The 13,129-nt window shown below is 44.1% G+C and carries 18 protein-coding genes; all 18 read left to right on the plus strand.

What is annotated here, in order from left to right:
• Positions 1–310: 310 nt before the first annotated feature.
• The 18 genes from MgSA37_RS00465 (at position 311) to MgSA37_RS00540 (ending at position 13,003) form a co-directional block, all read left to right on the plus strand.
• Complete coding sequence (locus MgSA37_RS00465; protein WP_096349321.1) at positions 311–1,255, plus strand: hypothetical protein; 945 nt, start codon at positions 311–313, stop codon at positions 1,253–1,255.
• 264 nt (positions 1,256–1,519) lie between these two features.
• Entirely contained in the window at positions 1,520–1,930 is a 411-nt protein-coding gene (locus MgSA37_RS00470; protein ID WP_096349322.1) for a plasmid mobilization protein, read from the plus strand.
• A 332-nt stretch (positions 1,931–2,262) separates the two neighbouring features.
• Complete coding sequence (locus tag MgSA37_RS00475) at positions 2,263–3,255, plus strand: relaxase/mobilization nuclease domain-containing protein (RefSeq protein ID WP_096349323.1); 993 nt, start codon at positions 2,263–2,265, stop codon at positions 3,253–3,255.
• 21 nt (positions 3,256–3,276) lie between these two features.
• The gene (locus MgSA37_RS28925) at positions 3,277–3,672 is read left to right on the plus strand and encodes a ParA family protein (protein ID WP_232010752.1); all 396 of its coding nucleotides are present in this window, start codon (positions 3,277–3,279) and stop codon (positions 3,670–3,672) included.
• Between the two features lie 62 nt (positions 3,673–3,734).
• On the plus strand, positions 3,735–3,902 hold the full coding sequence (locus MgSA37_RS28930) for a hypothetical protein (RefSeq protein WP_232010753.1): 168 nt from the start codon (positions 3,735–3,737) through the stop codon (positions 3,900–3,902).
• Entirely contained in the window at positions 3,890–4,249 is a 360-nt protein-coding gene (locus tag MgSA37_RS00485) for a hypothetical protein (RefSeq protein WP_096349324.1), read from the plus strand. Before MgSA37_RS28930 ends, MgSA37_RS00485 begins: the two co-directional genes overlap by 13 nt.
• Complete coding sequence (locus MgSA37_RS00490) at positions 4,246–4,530, plus strand: hypothetical protein (protein ID WP_096349325.1); 285 nt, start codon at positions 4,246–4,248, stop codon at positions 4,528–4,530. The genes MgSA37_RS00485 and MgSA37_RS00490 overlap by 4 nt, the downstream gene beginning before the upstream one ends.
• A gap of 2 nt (positions 4,531–4,532) precedes the next feature.
• Positions 4,533–4,823, plus strand: a complete 291-nt coding sequence (locus MgSA37_RS00495; RefSeq protein WP_096349326.1) for a DUF4134 family protein — start codon at positions 4,533–4,535, stop codon at positions 4,821–4,823.
• 228 nt (positions 4,824–5,051) lie between these two features.
• Positions 5,052–5,357: a DUF4134 domain-containing protein gene (locus tag MgSA37_RS00500; protein WP_096349327.1), complete on the plus strand. Its 306-nt coding sequence runs from the start codon at positions 5,052–5,054 to the stop codon at positions 5,355–5,357.
• 2 nt (positions 5,358–5,359) lie between these two features.
• Positions 5,360–5,647 (plus strand): plasmid transfer protein, encoded by a 288-nt coding sequence (locus MgSA37_RS00505; protein WP_096349328.1) that lies wholly within the window; start codon positions 5,360–5,362, stop codon positions 5,645–5,647.
• Complete coding sequence (locus MgSA37_RS00510) at positions 5,625–7,544, plus strand: TraG family conjugative transposon ATPase (RefSeq protein WP_232010754.1); 1,920 nt, start codon at positions 5,625–5,627, stop codon at positions 7,542–7,544. The genes MgSA37_RS00505 and MgSA37_RS00510 overlap by 23 nt, the downstream gene beginning before the upstream one ends.
• 325 nt (positions 7,545–7,869) lie before the next feature.
• Entirely contained in the window at positions 7,870–8,040 is a 171-nt protein-coding gene (locus MgSA37_RS28005; RefSeq protein WP_157750363.1) for a hypothetical protein, read from the plus strand.
• An 84-nt stretch (positions 8,041–8,124) separates the two neighbouring features.
• A complete protein-coding gene (gene ltrA, locus MgSA37_RS00515) occupies positions 8,125–9,786 on the plus strand; it encodes a group II intron reverse transcriptase/maturase (RefSeq protein WP_096357170.1) in 1,662 nt (553 codons plus the stop codon).
• Positions 9,783–10,418, plus strand: a complete 636-nt coding sequence (locus MgSA37_RS00520; protein WP_096349329.1) for a TraG/VirB4 family ATPase — start codon at positions 9,783–9,785, stop codon at positions 10,416–10,418. Before ltrA ends, MgSA37_RS00520 begins: the two co-directional genes overlap by 4 nt.
• Positions 10,415–11,092, plus strand: coding sequence for a hypothetical protein (locus tag MgSA37_RS00525; RefSeq protein ID WP_221199450.1), 678 nt, complete (start codon positions 10,415–10,417; stop codon positions 11,090–11,092). The genes MgSA37_RS00520 and MgSA37_RS00525 overlap by 4 nt, the downstream gene beginning before the upstream one ends.
• The gene (locus tag MgSA37_RS00530; protein ID WP_096349330.1) at positions 11,089–11,607 is read left to right on the plus strand and encodes an MT-A70 family methyltransferase; all 519 of its coding nucleotides are present in this window, start codon (positions 11,089–11,091) and stop codon (positions 11,605–11,607) included. The genes MgSA37_RS00525 and MgSA37_RS00530 overlap by 4 nt, the downstream gene beginning before the upstream one ends.
• A 12-nt stretch (positions 11,608–11,619) precedes the next feature.
• Positions 11,620–12,309 carry a hypothetical protein gene (locus MgSA37_RS00535; RefSeq protein WP_096349331.1) on the plus strand — a complete coding sequence of 230 codons (690 nt, stop codon included), beginning with the start codon at positions 11,620–11,622 and terminating at the stop codon, positions 12,307–12,309.
• A gap of 22 nt (positions 12,310–12,331) precedes the next feature.
• A complete protein-coding gene (locus MgSA37_RS00540; protein ID WP_096349332.1) occupies positions 12,332–13,003 on the plus strand; it encodes a hypothetical protein in 672 nt (223 codons plus the stop codon).
• Positions 13,004–13,129 lie beyond the last annotated feature (126 nt).

A 13,129-nucleotide genomic window follows, 5' to 3' on the forward strand; every position in this document is an offset into this window, starting at 1 on the left:
TTGACGTACGGGGACAAAGCATTATCCGGCTTAGCAACTGGAAATTTTGCGAAGGTGAAATTGAGTAACCGAAAACGCATTGGCAGGCCCATAGCCCGGATTGTAGAATCCGACGTGAGTAGTCCCGAAAATATATACCGGCAGAAGTGAATTTATCGGGTTCGATACCCGCTGCCGGTACACGCAGGTCAATAGGTATTCTTTCTGTCCCTTAGACCAATGCTGCAGCCGGTTTCTTTTTATTTTTTGCCGGAAATAAGGAACTGTTACTCACCCGTCCGGCTTAATGTTTAACTCAAATCCATTATGTATGTCTGATTTATTAACAGCAAAAGAGCTAAAAGAACAGGGATCCCTGGTAGACCTGTTAAATCGTTTAGGGTATCAGCCAGTCCCCAAACGGGGCAGGGAAAAAATGTATCACAGCATGCTCCGGAAGGATGATAACGATCCTTCATTTAGTGTGAATGATGATCTCGGCGTCTGGTTCGACCATGGTTTAGGCAAAGGCGGAAATATCATTGATTTCGGCCTATTGTATTGGAGGCACTTAGGTTTTAATGACGTCGTTAAAAAGATCCAGCAGGTATGTTCTCTGGAACAGAGTGAAACCAGGGTAACCAGACCACGCAAAGCCGTTAAAATCCCGCAGCATATCGTTGAACAGGTTAAGCCATTAGGAACGCATCCTGCTATAACTGAATACTTAAAAAGCAGGGGCATTTTTGATGTAGCGAGGAAATATTTGTCCGAAGTGTATTATTATGTGGAAGATGAAAAAAATGTCCGTAAACATTACTTCGCGGCCGGCTGGCAAAATGAAAATAATTCATGGGAAGTCCGTAACCGGTATTTCAAAGGCTGTATGGGGCATAAAGGCATTACCTTTTTGCCGGGCAATCCTAAAAAAGCAGCCGTTTTTGAAGGGTTTCTGAACTTTCTCAGTTGGCGCTTAGAGCATCCTGAAGCAGATCATAGTGTCATCGTCCTAAACACACTGAGCTTATTACAGCAAGGTATAAATAAAGCTAAAGCTTTTTCCTGCCTGGATATTTACTTTGACCGGGATAAGGGAGGGAAAGGCGCAACAAACGATTTTATACGTGCCTTACCCTATGCCACTGACCGTTCAAAATTATATGACGGGTTTAACGACTATAACGACAAGATTAAAGCAGCGCTGAAATCAATGGCCGATGAGAAAAGGAAAAAAGATGATTTCTTTTCAGGTGTACGGGTACCCTTTGAAAGGTAGGTTATAAGTCGTTACCACTTGATGCCTACCGGCACAATAAGGTCGGGCCCCTCGATTTCGTTAAAACTGCCAAAGGGCGAATTGTCGGCATCCCGATACCCGACTTTTTTATTTAATGGTTGAAAAACCCAATCAAAAGGACGAAAACCTCAATTTAATAATCGGGATTTCCGTTGCTTTAGCAACGGCAAGATGTCTTTTTGTTTCACAAAAAGTCACTTGCCCTCCCGGGGGATTTGAAAAAATTCGCAACTCATTTTTTTCATGGAGAACTTTAAAAAACTAAATGGGAGGCCGAAATTAAAAGAGGGAAAACGGACTAAATTTATCAATGTAAGGTTTACTGAAGATGAGTACAAAGATGTTGCTGAATTAGAAAAACAGCTGGGCATAACTAAAACCGACCTGATCAGGATGCGGATTTTATCAGATGCAAAGAAAACGGTCATTAATTCAAAGGAGCTGATCCATCACCTGGATAAGGTTGGAGCGGAACTGGGCCGGATTGGAAACAATATTAACCAACTGGCAAAACATGCCAATATACTCAAATTACAAGGTAGGCTAAATCCCGGAATAATCTCAAAATTTAATGAACTCTTCGGGGATTACATAAAGGTTCAACAGCTGCTGGAAATATCACTTCGCAAAATCATAAGGGCTATGGGAATTTAAGCCAAGTCCATTTGTTGGAGTTTTAGGAGAAACATAGATCTTAAGATATCCTGATATGAATATAGGTTGATCCAAAGATATAGAGATATGATCGCAAGACAGCGTGATCTTGGGATACAGCGATACCCGGATAGGAAGATATAGCGATATGCAGATCGCAAGATAACGCGATCTTCGGATACAAAGCTAACCTGACAGGAAGATATGAAGATACAGTGATCGCCCGATCTGCACATACACAGATCAGCTGTTCATAAGATTTGTTGATCTCCCGATTCATTGATCGGCTGTTATAAGGATTTATGGATACGCCATCCTGATTCCCGACATTTATGATTGCCCATATCCTTGAAAAGCCGTCCAGAACATTTGCCGGTGTAAAGTACAACACCGATAAAGTTGACCGCAATACCGGCGAACTCATGCTGATCGCCAACTTCGGTGCAATACAGGCGCTAAACAACCCACGGCCGCAGGACTTGGTGAATTACCTTTTGATGGTTTCAGGGCAAAACAAGGCCATTAAAAACACCCAGTTTCACGCAGTAATATCAGCCAACGGCAGGAATTATAACAAACAGGAACTAACAAAGGCTGCAGTAATGTGGCTGAAGGAAATGAAATATGGCAGTCAGCCATACCTCATTGTTTTTCATAAAGACACAGAAAATAACCATGTACATATTGTTAGCTCACGGGTGGGTAAAGATGGTAAACAGGTTGACCGTGATTACGAACAGGTCCGGGCTGTAAGAAATATTAACAAGGTACTTGGTTATGACTTTGCCATGCAATACCGGTTCAGTACCAAAGCTCAATTTTATTTAATTTTGGAGAACCAGGGTTTTCTTGGAAGGGATTATCTCGATGAAAAGAAACTACAGAAAAGATTAAGTTCCTATGTGCCGGATAAAGACAGGATAACAGACCTAAAAACACTGTTTATCTGTCACAAGGCCAACCCTCAGTTTGTAAAACTGATGCGGTCGCAATACGGGGTTGATCTGGTGTTTCATGCCTCCGAAGGAAAAAAGCCCTATGGCTACACGGTCATCGACCATGCCTCCAAACAGGTTTTTAAAGGCAGCGAAATTCTAAACCTGAAATACCTGTTGGACGATGGCCTTAATTTTGAATTGATTAATAAGCCCGACCACACAGACCTCAATGACTATTTGAGCCATGAGGCCATTACTTATTATGCTGAGTATACACCTGAACCGGTGTACATCAGGCCCGTGATGATCTCGGACGATGTGGACGATCAGCAAGTACTCGGCATGAAGCGCCGGAGGCAAAAGAAAGCAAGAACTAATACCCGTTAAGGGATAAACCCATGAAAATTTATGATCTGTTTATTTGGCAACCAAAAGGGTGGCGTAGGAAAAAGTACGCTCACCGTCCTGTCAGGGAACTACCTGAGCCTGGCTAAAGATTGGCCCGTGACCATCATCGATATGGACTATCAGCAATCTATTTCGCAGAAATTTGAAAAGGCGAAAGTGCTGGAAAATGAGGAGCCATATGATGTATTACCGGCAAACCTGGAAAGCTTCCCGCCACTAATACCCGTCCTAACCAAAAATAAAAAGGATGCTGTGCTCATCGACCTGCCTGGTAAACTTGATGATGACGGCCTGATACCGGTGTTTAAATCGGCAGACCTGGTGATCTGCCCCTTTGCTTATGATGAGTTCACCTTCGAATCAACCGTATTATTTACCGTCGTTCTTAAAAGGTAAACCCGAATGTTGAGGTGGTTTTCATCCCTAACCGTATCAAAGCGAACGTAAAGTTTGAAATCATGACTGAAGTGAATGAACAGCTTTCCAGGTTTGGAAAGATAACAGCCATAATCCCCGACCGTATTGACTTTCAGCGCATCACCACCTTTCAAACGCCCTTGTCCCTCTATGGGATCATCACTCCGGTTTTTGAAGAAATATTTGCCGACCGATTATGGAAAAAATGAAATCATTGGCTGATCAGCTCCGCGAACAAATGATCAAACCCGGTGAAAAATCGACCAGGGTTAAGCCCAAACAAGTTGACGAAAACAACAATGGGCGAAAGAAAACGATCAACAAGGTTATTGATTCTACCATACTCAAAGCATTGAACGAATATGACAATAGTGATCATAAAACCATGGTGCATTTTAGGTTTAACAGGCCGACAGTCAATTTTTTAAATCAATTTAAAATAGCTACAGGCATCGATGCAACCAGGTTTGTAGCCTTTTCCGTCAGGCACCTCATAGAAACCTACCCGGAACTAAAAACAATTATCAAACAATTTACACAAAACACAGAATTATGACTTGGTTAAAATTTGCACTCTGGCTGCTCAGTATTTACACGATATACTATGTGGCGCTCATCTTTTGGGATAACCTGCGAAATAATCGCGGAGAAACCGGAAGCGACAAATATGAACTTACTTTTGTCGAGGACATCCATCCCGTTAAATCACTTGTAGAAGAAATAACCGGTTCCGGCAAAGAATCTCCGGTCGCCTTTTCAGGTGGTGTAAGCCTTAAACAGCTTTTCAATCTAGCCCGTGAAGAATCGGTCGAGTACATCAAATCTGTAAGCTTTTAAGCATGAAACTATTCCTGTCCCTATGTTGCTGCCTGTTGCCCGGTTTAACATTTGCACAACCCGGCATCAACGAAATGCGGCAGGCGCAGCAAGACTTATCTTCGTCATTCTTTTCTGCCTTTGATTGTTGTATGGTCCTGGCCGTTTTATTTGGCCTGTTTGGCGCACTTAGAATATACCATAACTGGCAGATGGGTAAGGACCGAATAGATTCGGCCGTGGCAGCATGGTTTTTTGCTTCTTTCTTTATGATCCTTTCGGGTCCTTTCCTTCGGGCATTGTTCGGAATCTGAATGCCTGTTTTTCTTTAATGCTTCCTCCCCGGAAGCTGTAAAAGATTCCTGTCTGTACCTTCTTCCAGGATCAAATCGCAATAAGATTTGTTCAGCAGTGGTTAAACTGCAATCCCATTTGGGTGAAATAATCGGGGCGTTGTTCGTGATCTGAACGCTCTTTTAGCATAACCGGCCTTCTCCCAGTTGGCTCTAAAAGATCTCCGCCTTTATTTTTTCTCCATTTTCATGTTTTCAAAAACAAAAAAACTATGGGCCTCAGCCGTATTGCTGGCCCTTTCCGTTCCGGTATTTGCGCAAAGCGGCGTTAACGGACTGAACACAGCAACCTCCACCCTAAAGACCTATGTAGCCCCGGTAACCAATATCACGTTGGTGATTGGCGGCATCGTTGGTATCGTTGGTGCCATCCGTGTCTATTCAAAATGGAACAGCGGTGACCAGGATATCAACAAGGAATTAATGGGGTGGGGCGGCTCGTGCGTCTTTCTCGTGGTTTCCGCGCTGGTGATCAAAGCTTTCTTCAGCTTGTAATCATGGCCAGGAAGTATCCTGTTTATAAGGGGCTTCAACGGCCCCTTATATTCAAAGGGTTCAAAGGCAAGTTCATTTACTGGGGAATTGCCTCCCTTCTGACCGGCCTCGTATTCGGCGCTTTAACCATGTCATTGGTCAATATGTGGCTGGGTGCGCTTGTATTGATCGGCTTTATAGTCGGCGGCTTGCTATTCACCGCCAGCAAACAAAAAGGCGGCCTGCATTCTAAAAGCCGTACCTCAAACATTTACATCCTGAATCATTATGGCCGTAAAAACCTTGTTTAACATTCCCTATGCGGGAGTGGATAAAGATGGGGAATACGATTTGCTCATAGGCCTGAACGGCGAATGTTCAATTGTCATTCAATTAGTAAATCCAGTTATCCGTTATTCCGCCTATCCTGCAGGGTATGAAGAATTTCACCATCTGCTCATTAACGTTGTTAAAATATTAGGTGACGGTTACCTCCTTCAAAAGCAGGACATCATTAGTCGCTCACCTTATAAAGGGCCACCAGCCGGTGAGTACCTGCAAAAACAGTATAATGCCCATTTTGACGGGCGCGAATGCCTCCGGGTAGTTACCTATTTAACCATAACGCGCCAGGTAAAAAAAGGTGCGTTTTATGTTTATGATGGCCGCGTATTGCGTGATTTCAGGCAGGCCATCGGAAAAGTTTTGGATGTGCTGCCATCAGCCAATGCGCTGAACGAAGGCCAGTTGAACCAGTTGGTTTTACAACTGCTCAGCATGGACTTTGGCAGTTCCAATATTGTCCTTGATAACCTTGCACCCTCAGAAACTGAGATCAGGATGGGTGAAAAATCAGTGCGCTGTATCAGCCTGGTCAATATTGATAGCATAGACCTGCCACCGGATGTCGCCACGCACATTGAACTGAATGACAAGGAAAGTATGCGGGGGTTCCCGGTAGATTTCCTGTCATTCCTTTTTAAAGTACCCGGTGTGGATGTGATCGTTTTTAACCAGGTCATTGAAATACCTAACCAGGTGGTTACCCTGCGCAAGTTGGAACAAAAAAAGAAACGGCACGCCGGTATCCCGGATCCTGCCAATCAATTGTGCGTAGAAGATATTGACCTCTTATTGAATGACGTTGCCCGTGAAAACCAATTACTGGTTAATTGTCATTTTAACATTCTGGTAGCGGCACCGGTTGCAGCCATTCAAAAGGCAGTCAATTTTGTAGAGAGCTCGCTCTTCCAGTTAGGTATTATCCCGAGCAAAAATGCATACAACCAGTTAGAGCTTTTCAGAACGGCATTGCCGGGGAACGGCGTAGAGTTAAAAGAATATGATTGGTTTCTGACGACCTGTGATGCAGCGATTTGCTTCTTCTTTAAAGAATCACTGCCCAAGGATGAACCCTCTGATTTCCTGTTAAGGTTTACAGACCGCCAGGGCATCCCTGTTGGAATGGACCCTGCAGATTTACCCATGCGGACAGGCCGGATCAATAACCGGAATAAATTTGTTCTCGGACCCAGCGGTTCGGGTAAAAGCTTCTTTATGAATGCCATGATCGAGCAATATATGCTCTACAACATGGACATGGTGATCGTGGATACCGGTCACTCTTATTCGGGGCTGTGTTCTTATTACCAGGGAAAATATATTACCTACACGGACAAAACGCCGATCACCATGAATCCGTTCCGCATTACAGAAGCGGAATATAATATTGAAAAGAAAGATTTCCTGTGTACCCTGATCGGGGTGGCATGGAAAGGGGCCGAGGGAACTTTCAGCCCGGTGGAACGTGACGTGGTAGCCAATGTCATATCTTCCTATTACAGCAAATTCTTTGCAGAAAACGGGGAGTTAAACTTCAACACTTTTTATGAATTCGCCCTGGAAAAAATTCCGGAGATCAAAACAGAGGAAAAGATCGTGTTTGATTTCGATGAATTCCGCTATGTATTGAAGAAGTTCTATAAAGGTGGCGAATTTGCACCCATCCTGAATAAGGAGGCCGATAAATCCCTGTTCACCGAACGCTTTATTGTGTTTGAAATTGATTCGATCAAGGAGCACAAAATTCTCTTTCCCATTGTAACCCTGATTATTATGGATGTGTTCATCCAGAAAATGCGTTACCGCTCCGACAAACGGAAAGCTTTGGTGGTCGAAGAAGCGTGGGTACGACTTGATGCTGCATAAGTGATTGTCTGACACTTAGATCAGACCTGCTGTTTCGTCAGCAGTAACCTACTGGCACATGCATTACTGGTAACGGTTTTGTATGAAGTTGCCGGGATAAAGTGCCCTTTCGCGATGAAGGAGCAAAAGCCGTGAGGCTAAGCAACAATCTTTAGTACTATAAGATTAGGGTACAAGGTTGAATGGTATGGCTAACATAAGTGAACTGTCGTTTGAACCATCGTAACTTCGAACGAGCCAAAGGTACTGAAAGGCTCGAACCCAAAATGGGAAGCAGTTGGATAACCCAGTCCAAGCATGAGTTACACGAACAACAAAACTGCCGGTGGATAGACAGAGCCTAACCCATTCATTTGTCATTTATGCAGAACAAGGTAAGCCCGTATCACTCCTGCTGGCGCAGGAAAGCGAGCCGCAAGGTGAGCCGATAGTGGTGCGGGTAGAGGAATGTAGAAAAAGCGAACGCCATCCTGTAATCGGATGGATAAGGGTTTAAACGTCACCCTACGTGAAAGCGGGCAGACTTCTACGAGGTGACTTTTTACAATTAACTAATAGAACTTTCAAAGGAGGAAAGCAAATGAACGTCATTAAAACAACGTGTGCCCCTGCCGACCAACAACGCAATTGGGACAGCATCGACTGGAACAAATGTGAGCAGGAGGTTAGAAAGCTACAAGTTAGACTTGTAAAGGCTCAGAAAGAAGGCAGGTATAATAAGGTGAAAGCCTTACAATGGCTGCTAACACATTCGTTTCACGCCAAAGCATTGGCTGTAAAACGGGTAACTTCAAACAAAGGTAAAAGGACATCGGGAGTTGACCATGTTTTATGGTCATCTTCAGAAGCCAAGTATCAGGCGGTAAGCGACCTGAAAAGAAGGGACTACACCCCTCAACCGTTAAAACGGGTTCATATTAAAAAGAGTAACGGGAAGCAACGTCCGTTAGGAATACCCACCATGAAGGACAGGGCTATGCAGGCACTGTATCTGTTGGCCTTAGAGCCAATCGCTGAAACCACAGCGGATAGCCATTCTTATGGCTTTCGCAAGGAACGCAGCACAGCAGATGCACGCCAAATGTGCTTTACAGCACTTGCAAAAAGAGTTTCTGCCGAATGGGTATTGGAAGCTGACATAAAAGGATGCTTTGACCACATTAGCCACGACTGGCTGCTCACTCATATCCCAATGGATAGAGTAGTGCTGAAGAAATGGCTAAAGAGTGGCTTCATCTTTAATAAAGAGCTGTTCCTGACAGACGAAGGTACACCGCAAGGTGGCATCATTTCCCCTACGCTTGCAAATATGGCTTTAGATGGGCTGCAAGGTTTGCTTGCAGAAAAGATTAAAAGGAAACGGGTCAGTAAAACGACCTGTATTAATCCCAAAGTACATTTGGTGCGCTATGCGGATGATTTTATCATCACTGGCAAAAGCAAGGACCAGTTAGAAACTATCGTCTTACCGTTAGTCAGGGATTTTCTTACCGAGAGAGGCTTAACCCTTTCCGAAGAAAAGACCAGGATAACTCATATAGAAGATGGGTTCGATTTCTTGGGCTTCACTATCCGAAAGTACGAGGGCAAATTCCTCATCAAACCGTCTAAGGAAAAGTTGAAGAAGTTTTCTGAAAAGGTAGCAGGCATTATTGATGCCAACAAAACCAGCAAACAGGACTCTTTAATCAGACTTTTAAACCCTGTAATAACAGGTTGGGCGAACTATTACAAAGGGTGTAATGCTTCCGACACTTTCAGGAAAGCGGACTACCTGATATTCCAGAAACTATGGGCATGGGCGCTAAGGCGTCATCCTAAAAAGGGTAAATACTGGATTGCGAATAAGTATTTCCGCACGATCAAAAATCAAAACTGGCGTTTTGCCGTGGATACTGCCTACAAGGGTAAAGACGATGTTTTTGTCCTAAAGAAGCTGTATGATACCAAAATTGTCAGGTATGTGATGATTAAGCAGGATGCTAATCCGTTCGACCCTGAATGGAACGCTTACTTTAAAAGGAGAGAGACTTATAAAATGCTCGAAACTTTTCAAGGTAAAAAGCCTGTACTATACATCTGGAAAAGGCAGAAAGGTGTTTGTCCAATCTGCGGCGAAATCATTGGCAGGGAACTTCCATGGGGCACTACCGATTATTTGGTAAATGGTCTTATGCAAAGAACTCTCGTCCATGATACGTGCCGCAGAAGAAACGACCAATTAAAATTGAAGTTATCATGAGCCGGCGTCTATATAGAAGCTTAAAGTTACTTGAGCCGTATGAGGGGAAACTCTCACGTACGGTTCTTAGGGGGGAAAGCGGGAGTAATCCTGCCGACCTACCCGACAAGGCAATCGCAAGCCCTTTGATGGCAGGGTATTTACTCTACCTCTACAAAACAGTTAGGAAATTTTGGGGAGAGGCAATTGTTGTCACCCAGGAGCTGGGAGACATTATTGGCAATGCTGTGGTAAAAGACAGTATCATCAATAATTCCGATACCATCTGCCTGCTGGATCAAACCAAGTTTAAGGACAATTACAATGATATTGCCGCGCTGCTTTCCATCAATGAAACAGAACGCAGGAAGATTTTCACCATAAATCAACTCGATAACACGGATAATCGCGGACGTTTCAAGGAAGTCTATATCAGGCGCGGCGCTGTTGGGGAGGTTTATGGCGTAGAAGTCTCGTTGCACCAATACCTTACTTATACAACGGAAAAACCGGAAAAGTCGGCAGTAGAAAGCTACACCAACCGCTTCGGTTCTTACCCGGATGGCCTGGATGCGTTTATCCGGGATTTCAAAGGCAGCGGAAAATCCTTACCTGCCTTTATTTCACAGGTTAATCAAAATCAGCAATCATGAAAATCAACATTTTCAAATTTTTAATTTTCGGTATCGCATTAAGCTTATCGATTTGCAACGCTAAGGCGCAGACCCTGACTGTTGACCCAACCGTATCTGCCGCTATTGCGGTTAACGCTGGTGTGATCAATGGGCAGTTGAACACCACCAACAATAAGCTTGACCTGATCCAAAAAGGTCAGCTCGCTGTTAGCGGTCAGCTTGTCATTGTCAACGATCTGCAGAATAAAATCTACCAGGGCCTCAGCCAGGTGGCCTCAGTAATCAATAACCTGACAACAATTAAAGAAATCGCGGAATGCGGCGCCGATATCGTTAACGACGTGGAAGCTTCCGTCACGCTGGCCAAATCCGACCCGGTATTGTTGCTTTTTGCCGAACGGGGCGCCCGCGACTTTGAAACAAGGGCGGCTACACTTTCAGCAGATGTCAGCGCATTTGTATTAAAGGGAGGAAAGAATTTGATGGACTCCGGCGAGCGTGGCAAAATGCTCAATCATATAGCAGATGAAATGCGCATTCTGCGGGGTATAGCCTATGGCATGGACAGGGCGATGTACTGGGCAAAGATCAATGGCATTTTTCGCTCACTAAATCCCTGGGCCGAATGGCAGAACGAAGATGTCAGGATAGCTAATGACGTCTTAACCAACGCTAAATACCTGAAGCAATGAAACACGAGGTTTTTATGATCTGCCCGCCGTGGAAACAGTACCGCATTTACAAAAGATCGCCTATGTTCCTGATTGATAACATTCCTCCAAAATTGCTGAAAGCCCTGGTAGCTTTTCGGTTTATGGAGAATTGCCTGAACCAACTTTCGTCACCTGACCACTTGGTTTTTATCTGGGTGACGGAAAAATATACGGAAGAGTGCAAGGATTACATGAAGCATTTGGGCTATGAATATCACAGGTATTTGATATGGCACAGGCCAAAATGGAAAAGGGGCAGCTCAAAGAAAGTATTTGAATACCTCATGGTTTATTATAAAGGTACAATGCATGCGCCGGTAATACCTTTCCCTGATTCTTTGGACACACCCTTTACCGTAAGGGTTAAAAACCGGGAGCGAAAACCTGCAGATGCTTACGCAATGATTGAAGCGATGTTTCCCATTCGGCCTAAACTACAAATTTATGGTTCCACCCATCGGCCCGGATGGAATGTTTTCCACCATAATGATTAAAATAACACGAATATGAAAGCTATATTATTGATCCTGGCTGCCACGATAGCCCTTGGTACAAAAGTCCTGGCGCAGCAAAAAGTATTGGATATTCCAGCGTTGCACCAATTGGTTGACGAATCCGAATCCGAAAATAAACTGCAGGTAAAGGCCAGGAACCAACAGGCGCTGGCAACAGCAAACGAACAAGCCAACCTCACTTTACTGGATAAAATGAAAGCCATGTACCGGACCTTGCAGCAGCGGTACAACACGCTCGGCACGGCCATTAATATTGCCGATATCGGCATATACGCGACACCTATGGTGGAACGTATTGTCAGTAACCAGGCGCAAATTGTCCGGTTGGTCCAAAAAAATCCTGCATTAATTGCTATTGGTTACCAATCCGCACTGCAATTTGCTTCACAGGCGAAAAGCCTGGTGGCTTACGTTACCGGCCTCACTCTGTCGCTCGGCGACGTAAATCAGATGAAGGCTTCCGACAGAAAGATGCTTTTTGATTATGTGATCTCTGAACTTAGCAATATCCAGAATTTATCCGGCAACATGCTGGGTATGATGCAATATTCCAGCCTGGCCTCGCTGTTAAGGGCGGCAAATCCGTTTCAGAATTTTATTGATGCCGATAAGTCTATCGGCAGCGACATCATCCAGAACGCCAAATATTTAACCGGCGGAGCCAGCTTGAGTCCCAAATAAAAACAAATTAACACACGAAAAAATGAAAAGTTTATTAATCGCATCCTTATTGCTGATTGTTTTTCAATGGGCCCAGGGACAGGAATATGTCATAGATTACAAGCACCTCATTGCGGTATCACAAAATGCAGCTGTCCGGAGTAGCGCCGAAGTCACCCATGATCAGTATCTCGGCAAGATCAATAACAATATTAATGACCTCAATACCAATGTAGGTTCAGTAGTATTGGCACAAACCATGATCTATGACGGGCTTTCCAATGTGAATTCAGCCCTAAAGGATGGGCTTGCCGTTAAAAACATGGCGGTAATCATTGCTGATATGACCGGCTATATCAACCAGGCCCTGGATATGGCTAAAAGTGAACCTTACCTGCTGGTATTTGCCGGAAATATCGCCTCCGAAATGCGAACGCGTTCGCTGGCCCTGGTTACTGATGTTTCCGGCTATATTCTAAAAGAGGGCAATAACGTGCTGGCTGACTATAATTCCCGCGACCAGTTATTACGAAAAGTGGTTACCCAATTGCAAATATTGGATGGATTGGCCTATGGTGCATGGAAGGCGATGTATTGGGCGAAGGAACGCGGCATAATCGCTTCCCTTGATCCGTTCGCCAACTTTATCAGCCAGGACACCCGTATTGTCGATCAAATTATTCAAAGCGCTAAATATCTCCGGGAGCCAAATTAACAATAAACCATCCGGAGATTTCTTGGCTGCCGCTAAAAAACAAATTAAAATCAGACAAAATATTTACACCAATGACCATCATTCCGACATAGTCGATAGCTTGAATGCTGTTTAAAAACAATTTAA

Origin of the sequence: Mucilaginibacter gotjawali (genome assembly GCF_002355435.1) — a bacterium.
Lineage (GTDB): Bacteria > Bacteroidota > Bacteroidia > Sphingobacteriales > Sphingobacteriaceae > Mucilaginibacter > Mucilaginibacter gotjawali.

Excerpts from the sequence above, each read along its gene's own strand:
- MgSA37_RS00490 (WP_096349325.1), top strand. The coding sequence starts at position 4,246 with ATGACTTGGTTAAAATTTGCACTCTGGCTGCTCAGTATTTACACGATA.
- MgSA37_RS00470 (WP_096349322.1), top strand. The coding sequence starts at position 1,520 with ATGGAGAACTTTAAAAAACTAAATGGGAGGCCGAAATTAAAAGAGGGA.
- MgSA37_RS00495 (WP_096349326.1), top strand. The coding sequence starts at position 4,533 with ATGAAACTATTCCTGTCCCTATGTTGCTGCCTGTTGCCCGGTTTAACA.
- MgSA37_RS00540 (WP_096349332.1), top strand. The coding sequence starts at position 12,332 with ATGAAAAGTTTATTAATCGCATCCTTATTGCTGATTGTTTTTCAATGG.
- MgSA37_RS28930 (WP_232010753.1), top strand. The coding sequence starts at position 3,735 with ATGACTGAAGTGAATGAACAGCTTTCCAGGTTTGGAAAGATAACAGCC.
- MgSA37_RS00520 (WP_096349329.1), top strand. The coding sequence starts at position 9,783 with ATGAGCCGGCGTCTATATAGAAGCTTAAAGTTACTTGAGCCGTATGAG.
- MgSA37_RS00510 (WP_232010754.1), top strand. The coding sequence starts at position 5,625 with ATGGCCGTAAAAACCTTGTTTAACATTCCCTATGCGGGAGTGGATAAA.
- MgSA37_RS00465 (WP_096349321.1), top strand. The coding sequence starts at position 311 with ATGTCTGATTTATTAACAGCAAAAGAGCTAAAAGAACAGGGATCCCTG.
- MgSA37_RS00500 (WP_096349327.1), top strand. The coding sequence starts at position 5,052 with ATGTTTTCAAAAACAAAAAAACTATGGGCCTCAGCCGTATTGCTGGCC.
- MgSA37_RS00530 (WP_096349330.1), top strand. The coding sequence starts at position 11,089 with ATGAAACACGAGGTTTTTATGATCTGCCCGCCGTGGAAACAGTACCGC.
- ltrA (WP_096357170.1), top strand. The coding sequence starts at position 8,125 with ATGAACGTCATTAAAACAACGTGTGCCCCTGCCGACCAACAACGCAAT.
- MgSA37_RS00505 (WP_096349328.1), top strand. The coding sequence starts at position 5,360 with ATGGCCAGGAAGTATCCTGTTTATAAGGGGCTTCAACGGCCCCTTATA.
- MgSA37_RS00485 (WP_096349324.1), top strand. The coding sequence starts at position 3,890 with ATGGAAAAAATGAAATCATTGGCTGATCAGCTCCGCGAACAAATGATC.
- MgSA37_RS00525 (WP_221199450.1), top strand. The coding sequence starts at position 10,415 with ATGAAAATCAACATTTTCAAATTTTTAATTTTCGGTATCGCATTAAGC.
- MgSA37_RS00535 (WP_096349331.1), top strand. The coding sequence starts at position 11,620 with ATGAAAGCTATATTATTGATCCTGGCTGCCACGATAGCCCTTGGTACA.
- MgSA37_RS00475 (WP_096349323.1), top strand. The coding sequence starts at position 2,263 with ATGATTGCCCATATCCTTGAAAAGCCGTCCAGAACATTTGCCGGTGTA.
- MgSA37_RS28925 (WP_232010752.1), top strand. The coding sequence starts at position 3,277 with ATGATCTGTTTATTTGGCAACCAAAAGGGTGGCGTAGGAAAAAGTACG.